This window comes from Streptomyces sp. NPDC126497 (assembly GCF_040302425.1).
Taxonomy (GTDB): Bacteria; Actinomycetota; Actinomycetes; order Streptomycetales; family Streptomycetaceae; genus Streptomyces.
In genome coordinates this window covers 1-26,072 of record NZ_JBEORT010000103.1, presented here as the reverse complement: position 1 = coordinate 26,072, position 26,072 = coordinate 1, and the positions used below count along the sequence as shown (strand labels likewise).

Genomic DNA, 26,072 nt, shown 5'->3' with positions numbered 1-26,072 from the left:
GGCCGGGGTGCGCGAGCAGCTGTCCGGGCCGCGCAAGGCGGCTCCGGGCGGGGCGGACGACGCACCCCCCGCAGGGGCGGCGCACGACGCTCACCGGGGCGAACCCGGGCCCGGTGGTCCGGCCTCGCCGCCTCTCGGGACGATCGGAACGGAGGACGTACGGTGACCCGGCGTTTCACGGCCCTCGCGGCGCTGGCCGTCGTGTGCGCCGCGGTGGAGATGGTGGCCGGGCGCGGCATGTCCCCGGGGGCGGTCTGGGACGTCCTCAACGGTGGCGGTGACGCGACGGAGCGCCACATCCTGTTCCAACTGCGTCTGCCGAGGCTGCTGGTCGCCCTCGGCGCGGGCGCCTGTCTGGCCGTGGCAGGGCTGGTCCTGCAGTCCGCCCTGCGCAATCCCCTGGCGGGGCCGGAGGTGACGGGCGTGACCCCGGGGGCGGTGCTCGGCGCCGTCACCGCGACCGCCCTGGGGTTCGCCGGGTGGGATTCCCCCCTGGCCGTGGTCCTCGCCGCGTGCGCGGGCGGATGCGCCGGAGCGGCGCTGCTGTGGCTGCTGGCCGGCCGCGGGCACGGTGATCCCGCGCGGACCGCCGTGCACGGGGTGCTGGTGTCGGCGGTGCTCGGCGGGCTCACCGCCATGGTGCTGCTCGTGGAGCCGGGGGAGCTCGGCAGCGTCGTGCAGTGGCTGGTGGGCACCACGGAGGGCCGGGTGTGGGAGCACTGGCACCTGCTGTGGCCGTGGGCGCTCGTCTGGGGGGCTGCCGCCTGGCTGCTGGCGGGGCCGTTGACCCTGCTGCGCTGCGGGGACGACATCGCCCTCGCCGCCGGTCTCTCCGCCCGTCGGGCCCGGACCCTGGCCCTGCTGTGCGCGGTGGCCCTGACCGCCGGCGCCGTGGCTGCCGTCGGCGCGCTGGGCTTCATCGGTCTGCTCGTCCCGCATCTGGCCGTGGCCGTCTTCGGTGCGGACCTGCGCCGGAGCCTTCCCGGCGCCGCCCTGACGGGCGCGGTCGTGGTGTGCGGGGCGGACGCGGCGGCGCAGTCGGCCTCGCGGCTGCTGGCGACGGCGCTGGACTCCGGACGGCTCGCGTTGCCGGTCGGGGCGCTCACCGCCTGCCTCGGTGCCGCGCTGCTGCTGCTCGTCGTGCGCCGCACGCCGAGCCGTACGTTCTGACGTCGAATTGAGGACAGAGCATGATCGAGTCCGTGGGGATCCACGTCGAGGGGGTCCGCTTCGGCTACCCCGGACGGCCCGTGCTGCGGGGCGTCGACCTGACCGTCCGGCCGGGCGAACTGACCGCCCTGATCGGCCTGAACGGCTGCGGCAAGTCGACCCTGCTGCGGCTGGCCGCCGGGCTGCTGCAACCCGACGAAGGGCGCGTGCTGCTCGGCGGGGACGACCTCGCGCGGCTCTCCAGACGCGCGACGGCACGGAGGGTGGCCCTGCTGCACCAGTCGGCTCCGGCCGTGCCGGGCATGACGGTGAGTCACCTCGTACGTCAGGGGCGGTACGCGGCACGTGGCCCGCTGGGCATGCTGCGCGAGGGCGACGACCCCGTCGTGCGCCGGGCGCTGCGTGACGTCGGAGTGGAGGAATGGGCCGAACGCGACGTCGACGCGCTGTCCGGCGGCGAGCGGCAACGCGTCCGGCTCGCGATGGCGCTCGCCCAGGACACCCGGATCCTGCTGCTCGACGAGCCGACCACGTACCTGGATCTGCACCACCAGCTCGACGTACTGCAGACCGTGGTGCGTCTGCGCGAGGAACGCGGGCTCACGGTGGTGATGGTGTTGCACGACCTGGCCCATGCGGCGCGGTTCGCCGAGCGGATCGTCGCCCTGCGGGAGGGCCGTGTGGTGGCCGACGGAACGCCGAGGCAGGTCGTCACGCCGGGGTTGCTGGCGGAGGTGCTGCAGGTGGCGGGCCGGGTCGGTGAGGATCCGGAAGGGGGGTGGCCGGTGTGTTACCCAGATCACCCCATCGCGGCTCTAGAATATGAAAATCAGATTCATTAGAGTGTGATCACGGCGCTCGACCGAACGCCGTACCTCCCTGCTGATGAAGGAGAGTCCATGGACAACGAGCAGGTCTTCGCACCGATCGCCGACCCGGGCCAGCTGGCTCACGACTCGGCCTCGCACTCCAACGCGCTCGTCGAGAACCCCTTCGAGGACACCGAGGAGTAAGCGAGGGCCCGGCCACCCTCGACCGTGGGCCCGCCCGATGCCTTCCGGGCGGGCCCACGCCCGTCCCAAGCCCCGTCGACAGGAGGAACACCGTGTCCCGCAGCCGACTCGTCCCCGGTGTCGAGGTCGTCGCCGTGCCCGGGCGAGGGCTCGCCGTCCGCACCCCCGCGGGGGAATTCCTCAGCGTCAGAGCAGGAGACGTCGACGAGGACGCCTTGCTCTCCCTGCTCGCGGGGAGGACCACGGCCCCGGTGGACGAGGGACTGGATCGCGTGGTCCGGGCGTTCGAGGAAGCCGGTTATCTGGCGGAAGGGCGGCCGGCCCCGGAGTGGCCCGCCGCCCGCCGGGACGTCAGGATCCTCGGCGACCCGGTACTGACCGAACCGCTCGCCGTACAACTGGCCGCCCTGGGCGCGCGGCCCCGTACGACCCCGGCCGTGACCGCCTCCGGCAGCCCGCCGGCGAGTACGGAGGACCTGCTCGACGGAAACCCCTCCGCGGTCGTGTGGTGCCTGGACGGACCCGTGCCGGACGGCTTGTGGGACGCCGCCGACCGGCTCCCGGAGCACGGTGTCGCGTGGCTGCGCTGCCACCGCGAGGGCCGGCAGGCGTACGTCGAGCCGGTGGCCGCCGCTCCCGGGGACGTCACCTCGGCGCACGTCCGGTCCCGTCGGCTCGCCGCCACACCCGCTCACCGGGAACTGGCAGCGTACTGGAGCGGACCGCGTACCTCCGGCGCACCCGTCCGGCTCCCCGTGCCCGCCGCCGCGCTGCTCGCCGCGCTGCTCGCGGACGATCTCAGCCGGTGGGCCACCGGCGCCCCCGACACGGCCGGCCTCCCGGCGCGGCGCCGGCTCCGACACGTGGACCTGCGCACGCTGACCGTCACCGAGCACCCCGTCCTCCCGGTGCCCGACGTCGCACCGACGCCGAGGAGGGGCACATGACGGCGTTCGAGACGACCGCCGTGGGGGAACTCGCCACCGACATCGGTCTCCCCGCCGGTGACGGCCCCTTCCCGACCGTCCTGATCCGCACCCCCTACGACCGGACACGCCACCGGGCCGAGGCGCGCGGCTGGGCCCGCCGCGGCTTCGCCGCCGTCGTCCAGGACGTGCGGGGGCGGTTCGCGTCACCGGGGGAGTGGCACCCGTACGCGCACGAGACCACCGACGGAACAGCGGCCGTCCGCTGGATCCGGCGGCAGCCGTGGAGCGACGGGCGGCTGGTGGCCGCCGGCGCCTCCTACGCCGCCCACTGCGCCCTCGTCCTCGCCCTCGACGCGCCCGGGGACGCCCGGCCGGACGCCGTCATCGCGGCCGTGCCCGCCCTGGGCCCGGCGGAGACAGCCCGCGAGGCGTCCGGCGTGGAACGGCTGCTCTCCCGCGCCGGGTGGTGGGCCGCCCACGGCGACCGGCGCGACTCCGACGAGAGTGCGCTGGACAAGGCCCTCGCCGAGGACCCCGGCCTGCTCGCCCACCTGCCGTTGACCGCCCTGCCCGAGCGGCTGGGACGCGCCCTGCCCTCCTGGGCGGGACTGTGGCGCCGGCCCGAGCGCGGGCACCTCGTGGCACGGGCGGCGCACGCCGGGCCGCCCCTGCTCGCGGTGGGCGGCCACCACGACCACTTCACCGAGGAGACCGTCGCCCTGTGGCGGGCCTGGGCCGGATCCCCGGCCCGTCTGCTGCTCGGACCCTGGGGGCACCCCCTGACCGCCGCCCCGGGACCGGACGCGGGACCCGCCCACCGGCTGAACCTCGGTGAGCTGTACGTGCGCTGGGCCCGCCGCGCCCTGACCGGCGACCTCGTCCCCGGCCACCGCGGCGCACTGGCGCTCGGCGGCGCCGACCTGTGGCTGCCCGCCGACGCCGAGGCAGAACCGCGCGCCCACCGCATGCGCCTGCTGCACGGCTCCGCCTTCACCGCCGACCCCGCCCGGCCCGTTCGCTCCGACGACCTGACCGTCCTCGCGGACGGCCCGCCCGACCGCTGCCTGCTGGTCACACCGCCGTCGCCGCGTCCGCTCGACCTCGTCGGCCCCGTCGGCGTACGGCTGCGGGCCACCGCCCGCACACCGTCCGCCGACTGGGCCGCCAGGCTCGTCGCGCTCCTCCCGGACGGGACCGCCGAGCGGCTCGCCGTCGGTATCGTCCGGCGTGCCGGACCGGCCGGCCGGGAAGCCGCGTTCACCGTCGGACTCGGCCGGCTCGCACGCCGGCTCCCGGCCGGTACCCGGCTGCGCCTGGAGATCGCCGGACACCACTTCCCGGCCCATGCCCGCAACCCCCACACCGGGGACGACCCGATGACGGCCGAACGGCTGGTCGCCTCCCGGCGGGAGGTCGACCCGGACGGCGTGGTGCTGAACCTGCCCGTGCTCCCGTCCCGTCCCGCCCCCACCGACCCCGCCGAGGAGATCCTGCGATGACGGCCCTGCCGCTGGAAGCGCTCGTCGACCCCGTCTGCGGAATCGTCCGCAAGGTCAAGCCCGTCGAGCACCCCGCGGGCGCCCCGCCCCGCTACACCGCGCTCACGGCCGAGATATCGGACGCCCGCAGACTCGGGCTGTGGCCCGCCGACCGGGTCTCCCTCGGCACCACCTTCGGCGACCCCGAGCAGGCCCGCGTGGCCGCGATAGCCGAGGGAATAGAGCGCTACTGCGGCAACCGCGTGCCGCCGCCCGGCCACCCGGACGCACCCCTGCGCGCCACCGCCGCCGAACTGGCGGACAAGGGCCTGCGCCTGTACGGTCCGGCCGATCTGCCCGCCTACGCGCCCTGGCAGTACGCCCGCGCGTCGTTCCCCTACCGCCCGCTCACCGCCGACACCCCCGCGCTGTGGACACGGGGAACCGAACGACTTCCCGACGGGACCGCCGCCGAGGTCTGGGCACCCGTCTCGCTCACCCACCTCAACTGGCGCCAGGGGGACCTGCGCGAGCTGCCCCGCACCCACCACCTCAACTACGCCGGGATCGCCACCGGGCAGGGCTTCGACGACGCCGTCGAGCGCGGCCTGCTGGAGATCGTCGAACGCGACGCCCTGGAACTGTGGTGGCATCTGGACGGCCCGGCCCGGGGCGTCGACCCGGCGAGCGTGCCCGGCCTCGCCGACGACCTCGCCGGCTCCGCGCTCGACGTCCACATCGTCGAGATGTACTCGGAGTTCGCCCCCTGCATGGCCGCGCTCGTCCACGACCCGCGCATCGGCCTGTACGCCGCGGGGTTCGCCTGCAAGTACGATCCGGCCGAAGCCGCCCGCAAGGCCGTCCTGGAGGCTGTCCACACCTGGGTCTTCACCCAGGGGCTGACCGGCCCCGACGGCTGGGTGTTCCAGGCGGTCGAGGCCGGGCTGCTCGCCCGCGGGCTCTATCTGGACCACCGGGCCGACGGCCGCTACCTCGACGTGTGCGGCGAGGAGTTCGAGCACGTGCGGGACCTGGGTGCGCACGTGCAGGTGTGGCTGGACGAACGGATGGCGGTCGAGGCCCGGAGGTTCACCGAGCCCGCGCTCGGGACGGTGCCCGTCACAGAAATCGAGCCGGGCGGCCGGGAGCGGCTGGAGGGCGCCCTGCGTGCGGGCGGTCACCGCGTCATGACCTTCGATCTCACCACCGAGGACGTGGCTGAAACGACCCTGCGCGTCGCCCGGGTCCTCGTCTCCGGACTCCTGCCCAACGCACCCGCCGCCTTCGGCTACTTCGGCTGCCCGCGCCTCGCCGAGGCCGCCGTCGCGCGCGGATGGCGCGCCACCGCGCCCACCGCGCCGCAGGACTTCACGCTGGCGCCTCCGCCGCACATGTGAGGGCCGCCGTGGAACACCTTCGCGAGGACCCGCCGACGGGCCTCGTCGCCGCCCTCGCCCGTGCCCGCTCCCCGGAGCGTCCCGGCCCCGACACGCCCGCCGGAACAGCCGTCCGGCCCTGGCCGGGGCCGCCGCGCCCGATCCCGGGGGCCGGCCCCGCGGACCTCGACCTGCGGGCCCTGCTGCGGCTGTCCCTGGCGGCCTCGGACCCCTCCGGACGCCTCAGGCCCGCGCCCTCCGCCGGTGCGCTGCACCCGGTGGACACCGAACTGGTCGTGGGCGCCGGCTGCTCCCTGCCGCCCGGCCGCTACGGCTACGACCCGCTGCGCCACCGCGTCCACCACGTCGGCCCGCCCGTCGACGGCACGCCGCCGGGCGTGACCGCCGCACTCTCCGTCACCGCACAGCGCACGGCGTCCCACTACGGGCACCGGGCCCGGCCCCTCCTGCTGCTGGACACCGGGCACGCCGCCGCGGCGCTGTTCCTGGCGGCCCGCGCCCTGGGCGCGGGCGGGTCCGACGTACGGCTGGACGGACGCACCGAGAACCCCTTGGCCGTCGTACGCATCCCACCGCCCGGCGGGCGGAGCCCGAGGCGCCCCGCGGAGACCGAGGACCCGCCCGCCCCGGCCGAACTGCTGGCACGCCGCAGTGCCCCACCGCCGTTGCCGGGCCTCCCACCGCGCGACGCTCTGCGGGCGGTCCTGGCCACCGCCCAACGGGGCGGGGAGGGCGGTCCGTTGCGCTGGTGCGCCGCGGTCGGCCCGCCACGGCCCGGCCTCGTGCGACTGGCGCCCGACGGCACGGCCCTGCGGTGGTACGCGGCGGGCGAGGCCCGTCCGACGCTCGCGGCCTGGGCGGCGGGCCAGGCGTGGCTCGCGGACGCGGGCGCCGTCCTGCTCGCCCACGGCTGCCCCACGGACGCCGACGCCACGCACATCCGCCGCGCCCACCTGCGGGCCGGCTTCGCCGTCCACCTGGCCCAGGTCACCGCTCGGCGCCACGGGCTGGCGGCCCGGCCCGTGGGCTCCTGGCAGCAAGCGGATCTCGGCGCCGCCCTCGGCGCCGCGCCGGGCCGCGACTGGATCGTGCACGCCCTGGCCCTCGGCACCCGCCACGCCGACGAGGAGAACTCCACATGATCGTCCACCCCGAGCTGCGCCGCGCCGCAGGGCGCGCACGGCGTCCCCTGCTCGCGGCCACCCTCCTGCAGGCAGCCGTCACCCTCACGCACCTGGCGCAGGCCGCGCTGCTGGCCCTCGCGCTCGCCGGCCTGGCCCACGGTGACACCGGCCGGCTCCCGTGGCTGCTGACCGGGGTGCTCGCCGTCGTCGCCGCCCGCGCCGGACTCGCCGTGTGGCAGCGGCGCACCGCCGCCCGCGCCGGGGCCCGGGTCAGGGTGGCGCTGCGCGACGAACTCCTCGCCCACCTCGGCCTGTTGGGACCCGCGTACCTGACCACGGCGCGGGCGGGAGCCGTCCGCACCACCCTGGTCGAGGGGGTGGAGGGCGTCGACGCCTACGTCTCCCGCTACCTGCCCCAGCTCCTGGTCACCCTCACGGTGCCACCCCTGGTCCTCACCGTCCTCGCCGTGGTCGAACCCCGGGCCCTCCTCGGACTCGTCCCCGCCCTGCTTCTGGCCCTCCTGGGCCCGCGCGCCTGGGACCGGCTCCTCGCCGCCCGGGGAAAGGAGCACTGGGACACCTACGAAGGACTGGGCGCCGACTACCTGGAGGCCCTCCAGGGCATGCCCGCCCTGCGCGCCGCGGGTGCCGTCGGCCGCACCCGCGCACGCCTGGAGGAGCGGTCCGCGGCCCTGCACCGCGCGACCGTCGCCCAACTGCGTGTGTCCCTGGTCGACACCGGCATCACCGACCTCGCCATCCAGGGCGGCACCGCCGCCGCCGCGCTCCTGGCGTGCTGGTCGGCCGTCACCGGATCCACCACCGCGGCCGGCACCTACCTGGTGCTGCTGCTGGCCTCCGAGTGCTTCCGCCCGGTCCGCGACCTCGCCCGGGAATGGCACGCCGGCTATCTGGGGGTGTCGGCCGCCGACGGGTTGGCGGCCCTGCGCACGGCCGAACCGGCGGTCCCCGACACCGCGACGGAGCCCGCGCACTGGCACGCTCCGCCCGAACTCCGTTTCCACGACGTTCGGTTCGCTTACGACGGTGCTCCCGCACCCGCCCTGGACGGTGTCTCCTTCACCGCGCGGGCGGGACGGACCACCGCGATCGTCGGGCCGTCCGGCGCGGGCAAGTCGACCCTGCTGGCCCTGCTCCTGCGCCACCACGATCCGCAGGAAGGGCGGATCACCCTCGACGAGCGCCCCACGACCGAGTACACGCTCGACTCGCTGCGGCGGGGCATCGCCGTGGTTTCGCAGGAGACGTACCTGTTCCACGCCACCATCGCCGACAACCTGCGCCTTGCGCGGCCCGGCGCCACCGACGACGAGCTCACCCGGGCGGCGCGCGCCGCCGGGATCCACGACGAGATCGCCGCCCTGCCCGACGGCTACGCCACCGTCCTCGGCGAACGGGGCGCCACGCTCTCCGGCGGCCAGCGACAACGGCTCGCCCTCGCCCGGGCCCTGCTGTCCGACGCCCCGGTCCTCGTTCTCGACGAGGCCACCAGCGCGGTCGACGAGCGACGCGAGGCGGACATCGTCCGGGAGCTGCTGCAGGCGGTCGGCGGGCGGACCGTCCTGGTGGTCGCCCACCGGCTCGCGACCGTCCGGCACGCCGACCGGATCGTCGTCCTCGACGCGGGACGGGTGGACGCCGTCGGCGACCACACCGGCCTGGTCGAGGCCGACGGCGTCTACACCCGGCTCGTCGAGGCCGGCCGCGCCCACCGAGGGGAACTCGCCGCATGAGCACCGTCACCGGTCCTGCCGCCACCGGTCCTGCCACCACCGGGGCGGACGTCCCCGCGCGGGGCGCGCTGCGCGCCCTGCTGCCCGCCCTCGCCGGACACCGCGCCATGACGGCCCGCACCTGCGTCGCCGCCGTCCTCGAACAGGGCTCCCTCGTCGCGCTGCTGACCCTGGCCGCGCACACCGTGGGCACCGCCGTCATCGACGGGCACGCCCCCACGGCCGGCACCGTCACCGCGCTCGTCGCCCTCGTGGTGACGCGCGCCCTGATGACCTGGCGGGAGATGGACCTCTCCCACGACCTGGCCTACCGGGTCCTGGCCGCACTGCGGGTCCGCGTTTTCGACGGACTGGCCCGCAGCGCGCCCGCCCGGGTCGCGGGCCGCCGCAGCGGCGACCTCGCCGCCACCGCCATGGCCGACGTGGAGGCGCTGGAGTTCTTCTACGCCCACACCACTGCCCAACTGCTGGCGGCGGGAACGGTCTTCACCGGCGGCTCGGTACTCCTGGCCCTGGTGGAGCCGTGGCTGCTGGTGGCCGTCCTGCCGGTCGCGGCCCTGCTCGCCGCGGCGCCCTTCGCCGACGCCCGCTCGCGCACGGCACGCGGCGGCCGCACCCGCACGGCCGTGGCCGCACTGTCGGCCGACACGGTGGAGACCATCGACGGGCTGCGCGAACTGCTCGCCTTCGGCGCTCTGGCCGGACGCCGCCGCAAGCTGACGGAGCGGGGGCGGCAGGTGGGCGACGCCCAGCGCGCCGAGGCCACCTGGGAGGCCGTCGCCGCCGCCGTCCGCGATCTCCTCATCGTGGTCGCGGTCCTCGGCGTGGTCGCCGCGGCGGCACAGTCGGTGACCTCCGGACGGCTGCACGGTGCCTGGGCGCCGGCCGCGATGGCACTGGCCCTGTCGGTTCTCGGCCCGGTGGCGGAATCGGCCCGCGCCCTGAGCCGGGCCGTGGCACTGCGCGCCGCCGCCGCCCGGGTCGACGCGGCCGTCAAGGCCCCGGCCCTGGCACCGCCGCCCACCGCCCCACGCCCCCTGCCTCCCGGACCACTGGGCGTCCGGCTGCATCGAGTGAGGTTCGACTACGGCGGCGGGTCCGTTCTGGACGGCGTCGACCTCACCGTCCACCCCGGACGGACGCTCGCCCTCGTCGGCGCCTCCGGTGCCGGCAAGTCCACCTGTGCCCACCTGCTGGCCCGCTTCTGGGACCCGTCCGCCGGTGAGGTCCAGTTGCTGCCCGCCGACGGCGAACCCGTGGACCTGCGGGACGTGGACGACGCGGAACTGCGGCGGGCGGTGGTACTGGTGGGACAGGACACCCCCCTCTTCCACGGCACCCTCGCCGAGAACCTGCGGCTCGCAGCGCCGGAGGCCGACGACCGGGCGCTGGCCGAGGCGGCACGGCTGTGCGGCGTCGACCGGATCGCCCCCCTGGACACCCTCGTCGGCGAGCGGGGCGCCACGCTCTCCGGCGGCCAGCGGGCCCGCATCGCCCTGGCCCGCGCGCTGCTGGCCGGACCGCGCGTCCTCGTGCTCGACGAGTCCACCGCCCACCTGGACAACACCGGCGACGCCGAACTCGCCACCGCGCTGCAGGAGGGGAGCCGCACGACGATCGTCATCGCCCACCGCCCGGCGACCATCCGCCGCGCCGACCGCATCGCAGTCCTGGAGGACGGCCTCATCACGGAAGAGGGAACCTGGGAGGAACTCACGGGCAGACCCGGCAGCGCGCTCAACCGCATCCTCGGCGGCACCGTCCTTCCCGAGCACGGCACTTCGTCCCGGGAACCGGGCCGGTGACGCTCGAGGGCGGGGGCACTCCGCGCACGGGGTGAACCGGTCCGGCGCCCCGCTGCGGCGACCGGCGGCGGAGGCCCCGGCCGCCGCCGGGGACGACCGCTGACTGTTCCGCGCGCACCCCTCCGGGAAATGCGGAATGCACCCCTGCTCCCAGGGGTGCATCCGGTGTGCTCTCGCACTTGCTGCACGAAGGCTCGCGCAGGGGGTGAGCGGTCGCTTCTCACCTGCTCGCGTACGGAAGGAGCGCCATCTCACGGGCGTTCTTGATCGCGGTGGCGATCCGTCGTTGCTGCTGGGCCGTGACGCGGGTGACACGGCGGCTGCGGATCTTGCCGCGGTCGGAGACGAACTTCCGCAGCAGATCGGTGTCCTTGTAGTCGATGTAGGTGATCCCGGCCGCGTCCAGCGGGTTGGGGCGGGGCTTCAGCGGCTTGCGGGGGCCTTGGCGGGGTGCCATGGTGCTCCTTCTGTGAGGGGGCGGACGGGGTCGGTCCTACGCGACGGGGTCGAGCAGGGAGTCGAACGCGGCCGGGAGTCGTTTCCACGCTTCGGGGCCCGCGGCGTACTCGGCGTCGGTGAGCAGGCAGGACTCCAGCACCCGCGCGAGCCCGTCGCGGTCCAGGCCGGGTGAGGTGAAGACGAGGTGCTGGCAGCGGTCGCCGTGTTCGGGGTGCCAGTCCAGCGCGGCGGCCGCTCGGCGCACGGGCGGGACCATCTCCCAGGCGGCGTCCGGCAGGGAGGCGAGCCAGGGGCCGGCGCTCTCCACGCACAGGGCTCCGCCCGCGGCGTCCCACGCGAGCAGGGTGTCGGGGCGGTCGGCGAGCCAGAACCGTCCGCGGCTGCGGGCAGCGGCGCAGCAGAGGTCTTCCAGTGCCTGGTAGAGGCGTTCGGGGTGGAACGGGCGGTGCCGGCGCCAGACGAATGTGGCGACGCCTGCCTCGTCGGCTTCCTGGGGGAGCAGGGCGCAGGCCGGGTGCTGGGCCGCGGCGGCCGCCTCCGCGTCGAAGCCGGCGAAGGCCAGCCGGGCGAGCTCCGGGGAGTCGGCGCTCACCTGGCGGGCGACGGGGTGGAGTTGACTGAGGAGTGCCCGGTCCTCGTCGTCGGCGTCCTCGCTCTCCACGACGGCGAGGACGGGGGCGTACTCCACTTGCCTGGCCCAGGTGTCGCCGACCGTGCGCCGGTCGTCGGCCGCGGCCGCGAGGCCCGCCTCGGCCAGGTCGTCGCCGTTGCCGAGGCAGGGGAGGACGAGAGCCGGGTCCACCGACGTGATCACGTTGGTGAGCCGGACCGCGTCGGCACCGTGCTGGACGACGACCTCGGCCATCCCCCTGGGTTCGACGGAATCCCACAGTTCGACGACGGCGAGCCGGGTGTGGCCGGCGTCGGCGAGCCGTTCCAGTTCGGGGACCAGGTCCTCGCGCAGCGCGCAGCACGCGCAGTCGTTGACCAGCGGGGCGTGGCCCCGGGACAGCTCGCCCGAAGCGTCGCGCACCTGGCGCAGGACGGCACCGTCGGCCGCCGTGGACAGGTCGTGGTGGAGGGCGACGCTGTCGGGGACGAGGCGCAGGAGGTGGTCCACGACCTTCCGGCGTGCCTCGGAGTGCAGCCCGGCGACGATGACGACGGGCAGTCCGGCCTCGGACCGCATCAGTTGGCTCCGTGCCGGCCGTATCGGCGTTCGAAGCGCTCGACTCGCCCGGCGGTGTCCAGGACCCGGGCGGTGCCCGTGTAGAAGGGGTGGCTGACGTTCGAGATCTCGACGTCGACGACCGGGTAGGTGTTGCCGTCCTCCCAGTCGACGGTCTTGTCACTGGTCATGGTGGAGCGGGTGAGGAAGGCGTGGTTCGCGGCGCGGTCGCGGAAGACGACGGGGCCGTAAGCGGGGTGGATTCCGGGCTTCATGGGGCGTCCTCGAGATCGGGGGCGGCGGAGACGGAGTGGCGGGAGGTCAGCGTTCTTCGCGGAAGTCGACGTGGCGCCGGGCGATCGGGTCGTACTTGCGCAGCACCATGCGATCGGGGTCGTTGCGGCGGTTCTTGCGGGTGACGTACGTGTGGCCGGTCCCCGCGGTGGAGCGGAGCTTGATGACCGGGCGTACCTCGTTGCGTGCCATGAGCGGTACTATATGGGAATGGTTTTCATTACCAAAACCAGCCGTCCCCGATGAGAGGTAGGTACGACCTTGTCCGCCCACTGCCAACTGACCGGCGCCCAGCCGGGCTTCGGCAACACCATCTCCCACTCGCATCGGCGTACCTCGCGCCGCTTCGACCCCAACATCCAGCGCAAGCGCTACTGGCTGCCCAGCGAGGGGCGGCACGTCCGGCTGACGCTCAGTGCGAAGGCGATCAAGACCGTCGACAGCATCGGCATCGAGGCCGCCGTGGCCCGCATCCGCGCCCGAGGGGGGAAGGTCTGATGGCCAAGAAGAGCAAGATCGCGCAGAACGAGAAGCGCAGGGCGACCGTCGAGCGGTACGCGGCCCGCCGTGCCGAGCTGAAGGAGGTCGTCCGCAGGCCGTCCTCCACCGACGCCGAACGCCGGGCCGCAATGGAGGAACTGCGGCGCCAGCCCCGCGACGCGAGCGCAACCCGAGTGCGCAACCGGGACAGCGTGGACGGGCGGCCGCGCGGTCACCTTCGGAAGTTCGGCCTGTCGCGGGTCCGCGTGCGCGAGCAGGCCCATGCCGGCTTCCTGCCCGGGGTCACCAAGTCCTCCTGGTAGTCGCGCCGCTCGCGCAACGGGTCCCGGATCCGGCCGTGACCCGGCGCGGTCACGGCCGGAACCGGCCGCGGAGCGTGCCCGCGGACGTCAGGGCGGGCGCGGGAGGCCGAGCCGGTGGCCCTCGGCCCGGGGGAGCCGCCGCGGCACGCTCTGGACGGACGCCCGGCGGGGACCGGGCTGTTTCAGCGGGCTCATGGTCCTTCCGGCCGGGGCGGGGCGGTCGATGGACCGGTTCAGGGTGTGGACACCTCGAACCGCGTGACGCGGACCGCGCCGCCGAGGGCCTGGGTGGCGTGGTTGAAGAGGGCGAACCGGTAGCCCATGAAGAACCGCCAGTCGTTGCCCATGGAGAAGGCGGGTCCGAGGCGGGTGAACGTGACGCCGTCGGTGCTGTAGGAGAAGGTCCCGGGGCGCGGTGCGCCGGGGCGGATGTCCGCGTTCGCGCGCAGCCAGACGCGGCCGCCGGAGACGGGCGCGCTCGCGGTCTCGGTGCCGGTGCCGGTGGTGTTCCAGTTGCCGTCCATGGTCAGCCCGGTGACCATCACCACCCGTGTCGCACCGCCGTCGCGCTTGAGGCCGATCCAGGCGGAGGAGTCACGCAGCAGCGCGAGCCCGGCCCGGTCGCCGTCCCGCATCGCGGAGTGGTCGAGCTGGGCCGTGGCGGTGGAGGTGGGGCCCTGGACGCGGTGCGTGAGGGTGTTGCGGGCCCAGTAGAGGTCGTGGGTGACGGTCGCGGTCCGCAGCGTCAGGCCGTCGCCGACCGACCACTTGGTGTTGTCGGGGTTGTGGTTCCACTCCCACCTCGGTTTCAGGGTCGTACCGTCGAAGGTGTCGACGCCGGTCATCGGGGTGACCTGGCGGGGCGGAGCGGGTACGGCCGGACTGGGATACGTGGTGCCCCATGCGCCGTTGACGAGCTGTACGACGGGCCAGCCGTCCGAGGTCCAGGTGATCGGTGCCAGGGCGGGCACGCGGCCGCCGGGGTAGGCGTCGACGAAGGCCATGTAGTACCAGGCGCCGCTCTGTGTCCGCACCAGTCCGCCCTGGTGGGGGACGCCGCCGCCGGGGATCGGTCCGCGCAGGTCGAGGAGGACCTGCCGCATCGTGTACGGGCCGAAGGGGCCGCTCGAGGACTTGAGGACGTACTGGCCGTTCGCGGGGCGGGTCAGGAAGATGTAGTACTGCCCGTTGATCTTGTAGAACCGGGCGCCCTCCAAGGTGCCGACGCTGGACGGTGTCCTGAACACCTCCTGGGTACGGACCTGGCTGCGGCCGTCGGGCGAGAGCTGGGCCACGCTGATGGTGGTGTTGCCGTACGCCACGTAGAGGGTGTCGTCGGTGTCGACGAGCAGGCCGGCGTCGTAGTAGGGGGTGCTGATCGTCGTCAGCCTGCTCCACGGCCCCTCCACGGCGGTGGCGGTGTAGAGGTACGTCCGGGCGAAGTCGATCTGGCCGAGCCAGTAGAAGGTCCTGTTGCTGGGCCGGTAGGCCAGTGACGACGCCCAGATCCCCCTGACGTAGCCGCGGGCGCCGTTCAGGTCGTACTTGGCGCCGAAGTCGAGGACGGGCACCGAATGGCCGGCGATCTCCCAGTTCACCAGGTCGTACGACCGCAGAACGGGCGCGCCGGGCGAGTAGTGCATCGTCGAGGCCGAGGCGTAGTAGGTGTCGCCGACGCGCATGATGTCGATGTCCGCGAAGTCCTGCCAGATCACCGGGTTCGTGTACTGCGCCGCGGCCGCGTGGGCGGACCCGGGGGGGAGGAGGGCGCCGGCGGCCAGGCCGGTGGCGGCCGCGAGCGTGCGGCGACGAGTGAGGGGTTGATGTGACCATGACAGATCCATGGAGGTGCTCACCTCGAGTTCATCGGTCGGAGCGGCTCCGTCGCATTCGAAATATCGAACATGGTGCGACGTGTCGAGCACTCTGGATGATAGGAGGTCGACGCACCCCGTCAACCCTTCGCGCACGAGTCGTGCGCCGCCCCGAAAGGTTCGACGCGCCTGGCGCGGAGTCGGTGCGACCCGGCCCTGCCCCCTTGCCGATCACGCGGCACATCCCGCTCCTCGGGGAGGTGTTGACATGACCGGTCGCCTCTCTAGTATCCGTGGGGCGTCCGAAGTTTCCGAACGGCGATCGAAATTTCGAACCCTCTCCTCCCCCCTGCCGAAGGAGTCCCGGTGCCCAGACGATTACGCGGACGACTGTTCCGCCTCCTCACGGCCGCCGCGCTGACGGTGACCGCGTCCGTGACGGCCTCCGTACAGTCCACCGCCACGGCCGCGCCGGGCAGTCCGGCGCTCACCCCGCCGCTGGGGTGGAACAGCTGGAACAGCTTCGGGTGCGGGATCACCGAGGCCCAGGTGCGCCAGGCCGCCGACGCGATGGTGTCCTCGGGCATGCGGGACGCCGGCTACCGGTACGTGGTGGTCGACGACTGCTGGTTCGACCCGCAGCGTGACGCGCAGGGCAACCTGCGGGCCAACCCGACGAAGTTCCCCAGCGGGATGAAGGCCCTCGGGGACTACATCCACGGCAAGGGCCTGAAGTTCGGCATCTACCAGGTGCCGGGCGAGCGCACCTGCGCGCAGACCGTGGGCACTTACCCGGGCTCCACGGGCAGCAGGGGCCACGAGGCCCAGGACGCCGCCACGTTCGCTTCGTGGGGGGTCGACTACCTCAAGTACGACTGGTGTTCCTCGAGCGGCACGCGTGACGAGCAGGTCGCGCGGTTCAAGCTGATGCGTGACGCCCTGCGCGCCACCGGTCGGCCGATCGTCTACAGCATCAACCCCAACAGCTTCCACGCCATCACGGGGTCCACGTACAACTGGGGCGAGGTCGCCGACCTGTGGCGGACGACCGAGGACCTGCTCGACATCTGGCAGAACGGCAACACCAACAGCTACCCGATGGGCGTCGGCAACGTCCTGGACGTCAACGCGCCGCTGGCCGCGCAGTCCGGTCCGGGGCACTGGAACGACCCCGACATGCTGGTCGTCGGCCGCCCCGGCCTGTCGCTGACCGAGTCCCGCTCCCACTTCGCCCTGTGGGCGCTGATGAGTGCCCCGCTGATGGCCGGCAACGACATCCGCACGATGTCCGCCGACGTCAGCGCGATCCTGCGCAACCCGCGCCTGCTGGCGGTGAACCAGGACTCCCAGGGCGCGGGCGGACGCAGGGTGCGCGACGACGGCAACCTCGAGGTGTTCGCCAAGCCCCTGGCGGACGGCTCGGTCGCGGTGGGGCTGTTCAACCGGGGCGGGAGCGCGGCGACGGTCACCACGACGGCCGCCCAGATCGGCCTGGGCGGGGGACCGTTCACCCTCACCGACCTGTGGACCGGCGGCACCTCGAGCACGTCCGGGCAGATCTCGGCGAGCGTCCCCGCGCACGGCGTCGCCGCGTACCGGGTGAGCGGCGGCAGCCCGTTGGCCGCCACCACCTCACGCCTGCGGGGCAACGCCTCCAACCGCTGCGTGGACGTGGACAACGCCTCCACGGCCGCCGGCGCCGCGACTCTGCTGTGGGACTGCCACACGGCCGCCAACCAGCTGTGGACCACATGGGCGGGCGGCGAGATCCGCGTCTACGGCGACAAGTGCCTGGACGCCTCCAACCAGGGCACCGCCAACGGCACCCGTGTCATCACCTGGCCCTGCAACGGCCAGGACAACCAGAAGTGGACCGTCGGCTCCGACGGCTCGATCCGCAACGCCCGCTCCGGACTGTGCCTCGACGCCAACGGGGCCGGCACCGCCAACGGGACCCCGCTGGTGCTGTGGACCTGCAACGGCCAGGCCAACCAGAAGTGGACCCGCGTGTGAGCGACGCGGCCCCGGGGCGTGGCCGGAGCGACGACACCCCGGCCACGGCCTCCCGCACGGCTGCCGCATCCGCCGGCACGGCTGTCCCCGGCTGCGGCTGAGTGCCGTGTCCGCCCGAGAGGTCTCCGGGCGGACACGGTCCCGGCCCGGGACGCCGTGCCCGTCACCGCGGTTCCCGACGCGGTGAGGCGCTGCGTCGTCGAGCACCTGATCCAGCGCCTCGACCTGGCGTGAGCCGCCGCAGCCGTGCTCCGCCCTCGCGCAGCGGCGGATACGGCCGATCGGTCCGGGGTCGGTCTGGACCGAGCTGCCCCGGCCGGTGAGCGCGGGCGTCGAGCCGGTCGGGCACGTCCGACTCGGATACGCCCGCGCCTCGATCGCCCGGCAGGCCCTCGACGCGCAGCTCGACTTCCTCGCCGAGGCCGGTGAGCGCCGTCTGCTGGCGCAAAGCCCGGTGTCTCCTGGTGTGGCTCACGAGGCCGGCCCGAAGTCGTCCTGCACAGGCTGGCCCTCGCTGCGGCAGGCCCAGGGGGAAGCAGCGGTCGGCCACCCCCTTCTCTGGCTCCTCCGCAGCGGTTCGGGCGTCCTGGTTGCTGTCGGCGGGCGGTCGATGCGGCGGCAGTACCTTGATCGATCGGGGCCTGCGCGCGGTTCCCCGGGAGCGGTGCAGGAATCCTGCCCGAGCGGCCGACCCGCCGCACGACGGCACACCCCGGTGCGAAATACTCCTCCGATGAGTTCACGCACTTCCCCGGTCGGCCGGCCGATCACGATACGGAGGGCCGTCACGCGGGATGCCAAACGGCTCACGCGGCTCGTGCGTGGTTCAGGCGCCTACGCGGGTAAGTACGCGGCCGCAGTCGCGGGCTACCGGGTCGGTCCTGATTACATCGAGGCCCACCGCGTCTTCGTGGCCGTCGGCGCCGACGAGCATGGAGGCCGGGTCCTCGGGTTCTACTCGCTCGTCCTCGCTCCACCGGAGCTCGACCTGCTGTTCGTCGCCGACGAAGCGCAAGGACGGGGCATTGGACGGCTGCTCGTCACGCACATGCAGTCCGAGGCCCGTGCCGCCGGGCTCGACCGTGTCAAGGTCGTGTCGCACCTTCCCGCCGAGGGCTTCTACCACCGGGCTGGTGCAGTGCGGACCGGGACCGCGTACGCGAACCCGCCCGCCGTGCCGTGGGACCGTCCCGAATTCGAGTTTCGCGTTTCCTCGGGATGACGCGGTGTGCCGGTTGGCGAGGCACCGGCTTCGCTGCGGGGTGGCCGGCTTGCAGGAGCCACTGGACGCCGCGCGCTCCGGGTATGTGGTCTCCTCCGCCCTGGCGCCTTGATCGCCTGCCCCGGCGGTCCGCCATCCAAGGCCCCGGACGGCCCGGGCCAGGACCTGGGCGGGATCTTCATGGAGATCCGCCAGGTGGTGAGCGAGAGAGCGGCGGTGAAGCGGGCCGCCCGCGACACCGACCGCGGACCACAGGGCCAGAAGCTTCTGGCGGGCAGAAGCGAGTGGCTTCGTTCATCCCCAGCGACAGCGTTTGTTGACGCGTTTCGGCAGCGTTTGACGATCAACTCGTTCGTGCTTGTTCACGAGGAAAAGCAGCACGGTGGTGCGAGGGGTCGTCGCTGTCAGGTCAGGACGATGCACCCCTGCCGCTCCAGCTTGCTGAGGAGTGGCAGGGAGGGGTCGACCTTGTTCCAACGCAGATCCAGCTTCTCCAGGGATGGCATCAGGGCGAGCCAGTCGGGCAGCGGGCCGAGGCTGTTGCTCCGCAGGTCGATCTGACGCAGTCGCGGGAGGCCGGCGAGTGACTCCGGCACCTCGGTCAGGGAGTTCTCGCGTAGGTCCAGGTGACGCAGTTCGTGCAGCTCGGCTGTTGACGACGGCAGGTGCTCGATCGCGTTTCCCCGAAGCCACAGCTCACGCAGGTTGCGGAGCTGGCCGATGGTGTCGGGCAGGGCGGTGAGCCGGTTGTGCTGCGCCCTGAACTCGATGAGGCCGCTCATCCCACCGATGGTCCCCGGCAGAGTGGTGAGAGGGTTCTCGCCGACGTTGAGGTAACGCAGACGGGTCAGGTTTCCCAGAGAATCGGGAAGCCGGGACAGCTGGTTGTCGTGCAGGTAGAGGCAGTCGCTGAGCTCAGTCAGCTTGCCGATTTCTTCGGGCACCGACGTCAGCGCGTTGTGGCCGAGGTCCAGGGTCTTCAGTCGCTGGAGCTGCCCGATGTCCGACGAGAGGGCCGTGAGTCCGTTGTCCGCGAGGATCAGCACATCGAGCTCAGTCTGTCGCCAGACCGACTCGGGCACCTCTCCGAGCTCTTGACGCCACAGGTTCAGTGTGTGCCTCACGGCCTTCTCCCCCTTCATCAGCAGGCTGGGCTCCGATTTTCGTCCAGGGCCTTCCTCGGCGGCGACGGGTCAGCAGAAAGTTGGGACCAGATCAACTGGCCTCAGCGTGTCCGGCTCGGGCTCGGGTGCCGGCGAGGCGGTGGGAGTCGGTGCCGGTCTCGATGATGGTGCCGTTGAACGTGCGCCGGTCGACGATGGCCGCGCAGAGGCGGGGGTCGGTGAACGTCTTGGTCCAGCCGCCGAACGACTCGTTCGAGGCGATGGCGACACTGTTCCTCTCCTCGTGCTCGGTCAGGACTTGGAGCGCGTGCACGTGGCCTTCGAAGAACGCTTCCTGGCCGCAGGAGGCGAAGACGCGGTGTACGGCCTTGCCGGAATAGGACAGGCGGAAGGAGAACAGGCAGCAGGTGACCAGCTCACCGGCCGGCCACACCTCGACGTCACCGAGGTCGACCTCGGCCTCCATGCCGGGCTGGCGGGACTGAGGGACGAACGCTCCAGGGCTCGCATCGAAGTACCAGCCCGGTGGTCACGCCGGATCGCCGCATACAGCTCGACCTTCGACATCTGCGGCATGACCAGCACCTTTCACCAGGAGCATCCCGATGCTGCCCTGGCAAGAACCGCAGTGCTGTCAGAACTCGTGGACATCACCCGACCGTGGAACGGGGCGCCTCCCAAACTCGTGAACACCCGCTGTCGCTACCGTGGTCAAAGCCACGCGGTCTCGGCGCCGGCGGCAAGTCCCGAAAGGCGGGCGAGGCCCGCGGGCTCGCCGAGGCCCGCAGGGCCTGTGCGTCGCAACGGCTGAGCCGTTGCCCTGGCAGCCCGGCCACGGGAGCGACGACCCTCGGCCCGGCCCGAAGCCGTCATGTGCGCCTCACCCATGAAGCCGACGCCTTTGGCCGCGAGAGGGATGCCCGCCGAAACGGAGCAGGATGACGTCGCCGGTGCCTCGCACTGCGCCCGGCATGACAAGCTGTGCTTGCCCATCCCCCCGAACCCAGGAGGTCACCATGACCGCAGAGCCCGTATCTACGGAAGGTTCGGAGCCGGATGCCTCCGAGACGTCCCCTCTGGAGCCGGACAGCGACGGCAACTACGACCTCAAGCGCAAGTTCCGCGAAGCCCTGGCGCGCAAGCGCGGTGCGCAGACGGACGCCGCTGATACTGCCGCCAAGCCCGGTGCGTCGAAGGTGCGTTCGGCGCATGGCCCGGCTGTGGGCCGGCAGTCGTTCAGGCGCAAGAGCGGCGGCTGAGCCGATGGGTCCCGCGATCTGACCGCTTCACCGGCACTCGCGCTGTCCACTCGCGCGTCCCGTGCAGTGGCCCGCGACGTGCGCATGCCCGTGCGCGCGTCGCGGGCGGGGCGTAGCCGGGGGACTCGCCCGGGGGGAATGGCCCAGATGCGGTTGGCTCGGGTCGGTGGCGCCGCCGAACTGGAATTCCGGGACGAGGCACTGCCTCGTCCGGGGGTACGCGGCCGGTGTTGCGCGCCTTGCGTGCCCCTGTACCGCCGCCCAGAAGGACCGCTGCAGAAATCCGGGCCGGCGTCGAAGGCGCCATCTCCCGAGCCGTGCACGCGTGCGGCCTGCGCAGATCCCGCGATGGCGTCCCGCCAGATGGTGTAGCCGATCACGGGGCCGGAATCCGCAGGCCGGGACGAGAGTCCTGCCGGATCCGGGCGTTCGACTCGCCTCGGCACGGCACCTCGTGGACTGCCGCGTCCGCGGAGATCACCGAGGACGGCGTACCGGAACGTGCAGCTCTTGGTCCCCTGCACCACGACGCGGGACGTGACCTCTTCGGTGCGATGCCCCGGGCCCGGATCAGGCGGCGGTACGTGTCGTAGTCGTAGCCCCGGTCGGCGAACGGACGCCTGGGCCGGTGACGGAGGCGGCCACGGGTCCCGCGGAGGTGCGGGATCGCGTCCAGCAGGGGCGTCGGCTGCGTGACGTCATGACGATTTCCGCCGGTCAGGGACACCGCAGGGGTTCCGTGCCGGTCGGTGATCAGGTGGTGCTTGCTTCCCGGACGGCTGCGGTCGACCGGCGAAGGTCCGGTGTGAGCCCCCTTCGAGGGCCCGCACGTGCGAGCCGTCGACCGCCGCGCCGCCCATGTCCAGCAGGCCTGTCATGCGCCGCTCGGCCGGCGGCACCTCGTGCGGACGCGGCCGGACGCCGGCCTCGTCCAGTCCCGCAGCCGCCGCCAGGCCGTCACCCCGCTGCAGCCGACACATCGGCCCAGCTCACGCCCTTGCGCAGCACATGGACGATGCCGCACAGGGAAGCCCGGTCATCTACCGGCAGCCGCACCGGATACCGGCGACGACGCGGCGGACGAGAAGGCAGCAACGGGGCCACGCGGTCCACAGATCATCAGGCACGAGATCATCCGACATCCGCAGATGTCCGCCGCCGACCCCGCCCACGACCAAACCCTCCATCAAGCTCATTCCGAAATGGTCAGCCCCCCCGGCGGCTGCTCCTGCACCGAGCGCCGCCGGGGGCTCTCCATGCCGCTCGTCCAACGAATCCCGCCTTGGCGGCGGTGACATCTCGGATCAGCGTCCTGCGGGTGTCACGGGTTCCAGGTCATGGTGGCGTAGACCCGGTCGAAGCGTCCCGCGGCCAGGTCCTGCCGGGAGATCGACCAGGAGTAGAGGGCCGTCTCCAGGCCGTCGAGCCCGTGCATCCACTGGGCGAGGCACACCCAGTCCTCGGGACGTACGTCCGTATCGGGTGCGGGCAGTTCGCCTCGGGCCACCGCTCGTGCCGCTTCCCGTCCGGCCGCCACGCTGGGATCCTCTCCCCAGTGCTCGTCCTCTGCGTATCCACCCAGCTGAAGCCCGCGGCCGATGCCGTCGCCCGGCATCTCCGTCCATACCTCGATCAGTTCGTCTGCGTGGGGGTGTTCCGGGTGATTCACGCAGCCCAAGGGCTGCCCGGGAGCGTAGACCGAGGTGTAGTACGGCAGGGAGACGTCGGTGCTCAGGCGGAGCAGTCCTTCCGGAAGATCCGTTTCGTAGGGGTAGTTCCTCCATTCCGGGTCGAGGTCCACGGGGCGTTCCTCGACGGGTGTGCCGGCGGGAATGTGAAGTGCGCTGCCCAGGTTTTCCACCCCGATGCGGTCGGGGTCGGGGTCGGCGAACAGCAGGAGATGGCCGTCGGCGGGCAGGCCGAGGTCGGTCGCTCCTGCGGGCAGCGCGGCAAGGTCGATGGTGGCGGCGAGCTTGCACCACGGGTCGGGCGCGTCCGCGGGAAGCATGAGGGGCCCGCCGAGCCGGCCCACCACCGGCCCGTCCACCCTGGTGCCCAGAAAGGCGCAGGGGCGGGCGGTGGCCACCCACCGTGCGATGTCGTCCGGGGGGATGCCCTCTGCGAGGGCCCTCTCACGGAACCCATTCAGTGTGTTCAGGTTTTCGGGGGACATGAGGAGTCTCCTTGCGGCCAGGTTGGTTCGACGGGAGGCATCGCGCCGGGTGAGGGGCGGATCGTGGACGGTCAGCAGTGCAGCGTGACGGTCACGCCTCGTGCCCTGAGTTCGGTCACCACGGGGTCGGGGACACCCGACGGTGAGGTCGCGATCCGTTCGGCCAGGTGGACATGTGCCAGCGCCGGCATGCCGAGCAGGGGCCGGAGGTCCGTCAGGGACCGGCAGTGGCGCAGGTCGAGTTCTGCGAGGCGGGGTGAAGCGGTGAACAGGGTGATGTCCTTCAACGCGGCCCAGTACGGGCCGGCCACGCTGAGTGAGTTGAGCCGTTCCACCGGTATGCCCTCGACCGAGGGGCAGTCGTTCAGGGAACGGAGGGTCAGTTCACGTAAGCCGGAGCAGTCCTGGAGGGCCCTGAGCGATTCCAGGTCCTCCATGTACAGCAGGGTCAACGTGGTCAGCGGAGATCCGGACAGGTCACCGAGGTCGCGGACGGCGGAGCCGTTGATCATCAGCGTGCGCAGCGCGGGCAGACGGCCGAGGCCCTTGAGGTCGGCCAGCGCGGAGCAACTGGTGAAAGTCAACTCCCGCAACGCCGGCAGCTCGCCCAGCCCTTCCGTGGTGCGCAGTACCGGGCTGCCGTGGATGCCGAGCTTCGTCAGCCGGGGGTGACCGTCCAGCCCTTCGAGCGTCGTCAGCTCGTTGCAGTTGTCGAGTTTGATGGACTGGAGTCGAGGGAGAGCCGCGAAGGGCGACAGGTCGCGGAGGTGGTCGCCGCTCAGCTGGAGGTGGGCGAGGTTCGGCAGCCCGGTGAGTCCCTCCAGGTCCGTGAGAGACCCGCAGGAGCGGAGATCCAGGGATTCCAGAGCGGCGAGCGCCCCGCTGAACGGACGGAGGGAGCGCACCTCGGTGTAACTCAGCCTCAGCTGACGCAGACTGCTGAGGTTCAGCAAGGGCTCGAAGTTCTCGGCGGCGCCGCACCGGCTCAGATCGAGGCGGGTGAGCCGGGAAAGACGGCCGATCGGGGTGAGGTCCTCCACTCTCGTGCAGCCACCGAGATCGAGGTCCGTGAGGCCGGTGAGTTCACCGACCTCGGTCAGGTCGGTGAGCCCGTCACACTGATAGAGATCCAGCTTCTCGAGCATCGTGAGATGCCGCAGACCGTGCAGGGAAGAGGCGTACGGCAGCCTCAGCTCCGTCCTGCCCTCCTGACGGAACGCCGGAGCGAGCAGGTGCTCGGCGAAGGCGTCCGGGTCAGGGTGCGTCCTCCACATGCGGACGAGGAACTTGGACGCGTACGGGTCCAGAGGGGTGAACCGGGCAGCGAGTTTCAGGGCATGCCCACCGTCACCCGGCGCGGACAGGGAAACCAGTTTCCTGACGGCCTTGCGCGCGCGGTACGCCGGAGCATCCAAGTTCTCGCAGAAGCCGAACGGATCTCCGTCGGCGATCGCCCACAACCGGAGCAGTTCCCCGGTGGAGCAGTCGGACATGCCGCTGTACCGCACGGCCAGCTCCAGCGCCTCGTTGCCGCTGCCGGACGCTGCCAGCAGCATGAGTTCCCTGACCGCCTCACCCGCCTCGGCAGGACTCGCGGTTTCCAGAAGCACCTGTAACTGCCTTGTTGGCACTGCCGTGTTGTCGTCCTGTGTGTCGTCGGTGGGCACGCCGGGGGGAGTCGGTTGTGGCATGGGAGGACTCTAGGGGCCAGGTGTGACATTAAGCTTCCTCTTGATCGCGGGCACCTGGAAACTGGGGTCCTGAGGTTCCAGAGGAAGCAGCACCCGGTGGGAAGCACGTACACGAAGCGGTGCACCGAAAAGTTCAAGCGGGACGCGATCGCGCCCGTCGATTCCTCGGGCAGGACGCACCGCCGTCGCCCGGGAACCCGGCATCAGCTTCGAGTCCCTGCACGGCTGGTACCGGCGGGTGGACCGTAAACACGTCGCCCGTGCGATGCGTGAGCGCGGTATCCGCGGCGTCACCCGGCGCAGGCGGTGTTCGCTGACCCGGCCTGTACGACGACCAAGCACGTCCCGGACCTGATCGGCCGTGGCCTCCATGCCCAGCACCTCGGGACCAAGCTGGTCTGCGGCATCGCCTATCCGCCCACCGCAGAGGGCCGGCTCCACCTCACCTGCCGGCTGAACCCGGCCGCCCACGAGGTCGTCGGCTACGCCATGACCGACCACCGCCGCGCCGGACTCGTCGTCGACACTCTCGACATGGCCCACGACCGGGACGGTCTGGAGCCCGGCTGCACCGCTACCTGGACCTGCGGCAGCGGGCCGTCCCCGGCCTGGCCCGGGCCGCTGTTCGTCGATGCCTCCTCTCCCCCATGTCCGGGAGGGGTGGCGTCACGGTGTGTGGTCAGCCACGGCGCGGAACAGGGCACGGCGGGGCCTGGACGGCTCCTGGCCGTGGCTGCTCTCCGGAACCGGCTGTGCGGGGCTCACCGGGGTGCGGGCCGTACAGGGCGCGGCCGTCGGGCCATAGGGAGAGCTCGGTGGTCAGGGCGACGCCGTCGTCGACCTCCTCGGTCCGCCACCCGTGGATGTCCAGCAGCAGGCCGTCCATTCGTCACGGTCCTCTCCGCCCGGCCCGGTATGGAGGCCGTGGACGGCCGGGAGGCGATCCGGAGTGCGCGGGAGCTGAAGCCGGACGTCGTCATGGACCTCCGCATGCCCTTGCTCGTCGGAATCGAGGCCACCTGCCGCCTGACGGGGCCCGACTCCGCCTTCCCGTCAGGTTCCTCGTGGTGCCGACCTTCAACGTCAACGAGTCGTGTACGAGGCGCCCTGGGCGTCGGCGCCAGCGGCTTTCTGGTGAAGGACGCCCCACCGCCCGAACTGATCAACGCGGTACGCGTCGTCGCCTGCGGCGAGTCCCTCCTGGCCTCCCGCCATCACCCGCACTCTGATCGGCCGCTTCGCCGAACGCGTACGCCCCTCCGCCGCCCCGCGTCCCCCGGTCATGCCCCTTCTTGTGGTGTAGGCGATCAGTCGTCTGATGCGGTCGGCAGGACGATCGCGTCGTCGGGGTAGAGGGCGTCCATGCTCTCGTTGGAGAGGTA

General features: G+C 72.7%; 23 protein-coding genes and 2 pseudogenes. 14 read left to right on the top strand and 11 right to left on the bottom strand.

All coding sequences use genetic code 11. The features are described 5' to 3' along the window. Positions 1–162 precede the first annotated feature (162 nt). From ABTY20_RS29640 to ABTY20_RS29600, 9 genes are all read left to right on the top strand, one after another. The gene (locus ABTY20_RS29640) at positions 163–1,170 is read left to right on the top strand and encodes a FecCD family ABC transporter permease (RefSeq protein ID WP_352000202.1); all 1,008 of its coding nucleotides are present in this window, start codon (positions 163–165) and stop codon (positions 1,168–1,170) included. A gap of 20 nt (positions 1,171–1,190) precedes the next feature. Then, on the top strand, positions 1,191–2,012 hold the full coding sequence (locus ABTY20_RS29635) for an ABC transporter ATP-binding protein (protein WP_352000201.1): 822 nt from the start codon (positions 1,191–1,193) through the stop codon (positions 2,010–2,012). A 57-nt stretch (positions 2,013–2,069) separates the two neighbouring features. Then, positions 2,070–2,183 carry a streptamidine family RiPP gene (amiA, locus tag ABTY20_RS29630; protein ID WP_241270818.1) on the top strand — a complete coding sequence of 38 codons (114 nt, stop codon included), beginning with the start codon at positions 2,070–2,072 and terminating at the stop codon, positions 2,181–2,183. A gap of 92 nt (positions 2,184–2,275) precedes the next feature. Next, entirely contained in the window at positions 2,276–3,130 is an 855-nt protein-coding gene (locus tag ABTY20_RS29625) for a hypothetical protein (RefSeq protein WP_352000198.1), read from the top strand. Continuing rightward, positions 3,127–4,611 (top strand): CocE/NonD family hydrolase, encoded by a 1,485-nt coding sequence (locus tag ABTY20_RS29620; RefSeq protein WP_352000196.1) that lies wholly within the window; start codon positions 3,127–3,129, stop codon positions 4,609–4,611. The genes ABTY20_RS29625 and ABTY20_RS29620 overlap by 4 nt, the downstream gene beginning before the upstream one ends. Further along, positions 4,608–5,987, top strand: coding sequence for a YcaO-like family protein (locus ABTY20_RS29615; protein ID WP_352000195.1), 1,380 nt, complete (start codon positions 4,608–4,610; stop codon positions 5,985–5,987). The genes ABTY20_RS29620 and ABTY20_RS29615 overlap by 4 nt, the downstream gene beginning before the upstream one ends. 8 nt (positions 5,988–5,995) lie before the next feature. Continuing rightward, on the top strand, positions 5,996–7,129 hold the full coding sequence (locus ABTY20_RS29610; RefSeq protein ID WP_352000194.1) for a nitroreductase family protein: 1,134 nt from the start codon (positions 5,996–5,998) through the stop codon (positions 7,127–7,129). Then, positions 7,126–8,865 carry an ABC transporter ATP-binding protein/permease gene (locus tag ABTY20_RS29605; RefSeq protein WP_352000193.1) on the top strand — a complete coding sequence of 580 codons (1,740 nt, stop codon included), beginning with the start codon at positions 7,126–7,128 and terminating at the stop codon, positions 8,863–8,865. The genes ABTY20_RS29610 and ABTY20_RS29605 overlap by 4 nt, the downstream gene beginning before the upstream one ends. After that, the gene (locus tag ABTY20_RS29600; protein ID WP_352000191.1) at positions 8,862–10,670 is read left to right on the top strand and encodes an ABC transporter ATP-binding protein; all 1,809 of its coding nucleotides are present in this window, start codon (positions 8,862–8,864) and stop codon (positions 10,668–10,670) included. The genes ABTY20_RS29605 and ABTY20_RS29600 overlap by 4 nt, the downstream gene beginning before the upstream one ends. A 220-nt stretch (positions 10,671–10,890) precedes the next feature. On the opposite strand, the gene rpsR is transcribed toward ABTY20_RS29600, so the two are convergent. Genes rpsR through rpmG form a run of 4 tightly spaced genes read right to left on the bottom strand, consistent with a single transcriptional unit; the run spans position 10,891 to position 12,783 of the window. Beyond that, positions 10,891–11,127: a 30S ribosomal protein S18 gene (gene rpsR, locus ABTY20_RS29595; protein ID WP_352000190.1), complete on the bottom strand. Its 237-nt coding sequence runs from the start codon at positions 11,125–11,127 to the stop codon at positions 10,891–10,893. 36 nt (positions 11,128–11,163) lie between these two features. Next, a complete protein-coding gene (locus ABTY20_RS29590) occupies positions 11,164–12,318 on the bottom strand; it encodes a CobW family GTP-binding protein (RefSeq protein WP_352000189.1) in 1,155 nt (384 codons plus the stop codon). Beyond that, on the bottom strand, positions 12,318–12,572 hold the full coding sequence (locus tag ABTY20_RS29585; protein ID WP_352000188.1) for a type B 50S ribosomal protein L31: 255 nt from the start codon (positions 12,570–12,572) through the stop codon (positions 12,318–12,320). Before ABTY20_RS29585 ends, ABTY20_RS29590 begins: the two co-directional genes overlap by 1 nt. A gap of 46 nt (positions 12,573–12,618) precedes the next feature. After that, positions 12,619–12,783, bottom strand: coding sequence for a 50S ribosomal protein L33 (gene rpmG / locus ABTY20_RS29580; protein ID WP_352000186.1), 165 nt, complete (start codon positions 12,781–12,783; stop codon positions 12,619–12,621). A 69-nt stretch (positions 12,784–12,852) separates the two neighbouring features. Between rpmG and rpmB the strand changes: the two genes are divergently transcribed. After that, positions 12,853–13,089 carry a 50S ribosomal protein L28 gene (rpmB, locus tag ABTY20_RS29575; protein WP_004936751.1) on the top strand — a complete coding sequence of 79 codons (237 nt, stop codon included), beginning with the start codon at positions 12,853–12,855 and terminating at the stop codon, positions 13,087–13,089. Next, on the top strand, positions 13,089–13,394 hold the full coding sequence (gene rpsN, locus ABTY20_RS29570; protein ID WP_352000184.1) for a 30S ribosomal protein S14: 306 nt from the start codon (positions 13,089–13,091) through the stop codon (positions 13,392–13,394). The genes rpmB and rpsN overlap by 1 nt, the downstream gene beginning before the upstream one ends. Positions 13,395–13,627: 233 nt before the next feature. Here rpsN and ABTY20_RS29565 read toward each other — a convergent pair whose 3' ends face one another. Continuing rightward, entirely contained in the window at positions 13,628–15,238 is a 1,611-nt protein-coding gene (locus ABTY20_RS29565; protein WP_352000182.1) for a glycoside hydrolase family 43 protein, read from the bottom strand. A 336-nt stretch (positions 15,239–15,574) separates the two neighbouring features. Between ABTY20_RS29565 and ABTY20_RS29560 the strand changes: the two genes are divergently transcribed. Both ABTY20_RS29560 and ABTY20_RS29555 read left to right on the top strand, forming a co-directional pair. Further along, positions 15,575–17,221 carry a glycoside hydrolase family 27 protein gene (locus tag ABTY20_RS29560; RefSeq protein ID WP_352000180.1) on the top strand — a complete coding sequence of 549 codons (1,647 nt, stop codon included), beginning with the start codon at positions 15,575–15,577 and terminating at the stop codon, positions 17,219–17,221. 733 nt (positions 17,222–17,954) lie between these two features. Next, positions 17,955–18,443 (top strand): GNAT family N-acetyltransferase, encoded by a 489-nt coding sequence (locus ABTY20_RS29555; RefSeq protein ID WP_352000178.1) that lies wholly within the window; start codon positions 17,955–17,957, stop codon positions 18,441–18,443. Between the two features lie 404 nt (positions 18,444–18,847). Here ABTY20_RS29555 and ABTY20_RS29550 read toward each other — a convergent pair whose 3' ends face one another. Then, positions 18,848–19,555, bottom strand: coding sequence for a leucine-rich repeat domain-containing protein (locus ABTY20_RS29550; protein WP_352000204.1), 708 nt, complete (start codon positions 19,553–19,555; stop codon positions 18,848–18,850). Between the two features lie 103 nt (positions 19,556–19,658). Further along, a pseudogene (locus tag ABTY20_RS29545) lies at positions 19,659–19,868 on the bottom strand (ATP-binding protein); the annotation flags it as partial. 715 nt (positions 19,869–20,583) lie between these two features. Here ABTY20_RS29545 and ABTY20_RS29535 point away from each other — a divergent pair. Beyond that, a complete protein-coding gene (locus ABTY20_RS29535; RefSeq protein ID WP_352000176.1) occupies positions 20,584–20,826 on the top strand; it encodes a DUF5302 domain-containing protein in 243 nt (80 codons plus the stop codon). A 535-nt stretch (positions 20,827–21,361) separates the two neighbouring features. On the opposite strand, the pseudogene ABTY20_RS29530 reads toward ABTY20_RS29535, so the two are convergent. The 4 genes and pseudogenes from ABTY20_RS29530 to ABTY20_RS29515 form a co-directional block, all read right to left on the bottom strand. After that, positions 21,362–21,968: pseudogene (locus ABTY20_RS29530) on the bottom strand (IS5 family transposase); the annotation flags it as partial. A gap of 179 nt (positions 21,969–22,147) precedes the next feature. Then, positions 22,148–22,999: a YwqG family protein gene (locus ABTY20_RS29525; protein ID WP_352000174.1), complete on the bottom strand. Its 852-nt coding sequence runs from the start codon at positions 22,997–22,999 to the stop codon at positions 22,148–22,150. Positions 23,000–23,070: 71 nt separating this feature from the next. Beyond that, positions 23,071–24,555 carry a leucine-rich repeat domain-containing protein gene (locus ABTY20_RS29520; RefSeq protein ID WP_352000173.1) on the bottom strand — a complete coding sequence of 495 codons (1,485 nt, stop codon included), beginning with the start codon at positions 24,553–24,555 and terminating at the stop codon, positions 23,071–23,073. A gap of 814 nt (positions 24,556–25,369) precedes the next feature. After that, the gene (locus tag ABTY20_RS29515; RefSeq protein WP_502991917.1) at positions 25,370–25,576 is read right to left on the bottom strand and encodes a hypothetical protein; all 207 of its coding nucleotides are present in this window, start codon (positions 25,574–25,576) and stop codon (positions 25,370–25,372) included. Between the last annotated feature and the right edge of the window lie 496 nt (positions 25,577–26,072).

Coding starts and splice junctions, on each gene's coding strand:
- ABTY20_RS29600 (WP_352000191.1), top strand. CDS start 8,862: ATGAGCACCGTCACCGGTCCTGCCGCCACCGGTCCTGCCACCACCGGG.
- ABTY20_RS29520 (WP_352000173.1), bottom strand. CDS start 24,555: ATGCTGCTGGCAGCGTCCGGCAGCGGCAACGAGGCGCTGGAGCTGGCC.
- ABTY20_RS29620 (WP_352000196.1), top strand. CDS start 3,127: ATGACGGCGTTCGAGACGACCGCCGTGGGGGAACTCGCCACCGACATC.
- ABTY20_RS29515 (WP_502991917.1), bottom strand. CDS start 25,576: ATGGACGGCCTGCTGCTGGACATCCACGGGTGGCGGACCGAGGAGGTC.
- rpsN (WP_352000184.1), top strand. CDS start 13,089: ATGGCCAAGAAGAGCAAGATCGCGCAGAACGAGAAGCGCAGGGCGACC.
- ABTY20_RS29555 (WP_352000178.1), top strand. CDS start 17,955: ATGAGTTCACGCACTTCCCCGGTCGGCCGGCCGATCACGATACGGAGG.
- ABTY20_RS29565 (WP_352000182.1), bottom strand. CDS start 15,238: ATGGATCTGTCATGGTCACATCAACCCCTCACTCGTCGCCGCACGCTC.
- ABTY20_RS29590 (WP_352000189.1), bottom strand. CDS start 12,318: ATGCGGTCCGAGGCCGGACTGCCCGTCGTCATCGTCGCCGGGCTGCAC.
- ABTY20_RS29605 (WP_352000193.1), top strand. CDS start 7,126: ATGATCGTCCACCCCGAGCTGCGCCGCGCCGCAGGGCGCGCACGGCGT.
- rpmG (WP_352000186.1), bottom strand. CDS start 12,783: ATGGCACGCAACGAGGTACGCCCGGTCATCAAGCTCCGCTCCACCGCG.
- rpsR (WP_352000190.1), bottom strand. CDS start 11,127: ATGGCACCCCGCCAAGGCCCCCGCAAGCCGCTGAAGCCCCGCCCCAAC.
- ABTY20_RS29615 (WP_352000195.1), top strand. CDS start 4,608: ATGACGGCCCTGCCGCTGGAAGCGCTCGTCGACCCCGTCTGCGGAATC.
- ABTY20_RS29585 (WP_352000188.1), bottom strand. CDS start 12,572: ATGAAGCCCGGAATCCACCCCGCTTACGGCCCCGTCGTCTTCCGCGAC.
- ABTY20_RS29635 (WP_352000201.1), top strand. CDS start 1,191: ATGATCGAGTCCGTGGGGATCCACGTCGAGGGGGTCCGCTTCGGCTAC.
- amiA (WP_241270818.1), top strand. CDS start 2,070: ATGGACAACGAGCAGGTCTTCGCACCGATCGCCGACCCGGGCCAGCTG.
- ABTY20_RS29525 (WP_352000174.1), bottom strand. CDS start 22,999: ATGTCCCCCGAAAACCTGAACACACTGAATGGGTTCCGTGAGAGGGCC.
- ABTY20_RS29535 (WP_352000176.1), top strand. CDS start 20,584: ATGACCGCAGAGCCCGTATCTACGGAAGGTTCGGAGCCGGATGCCTCC.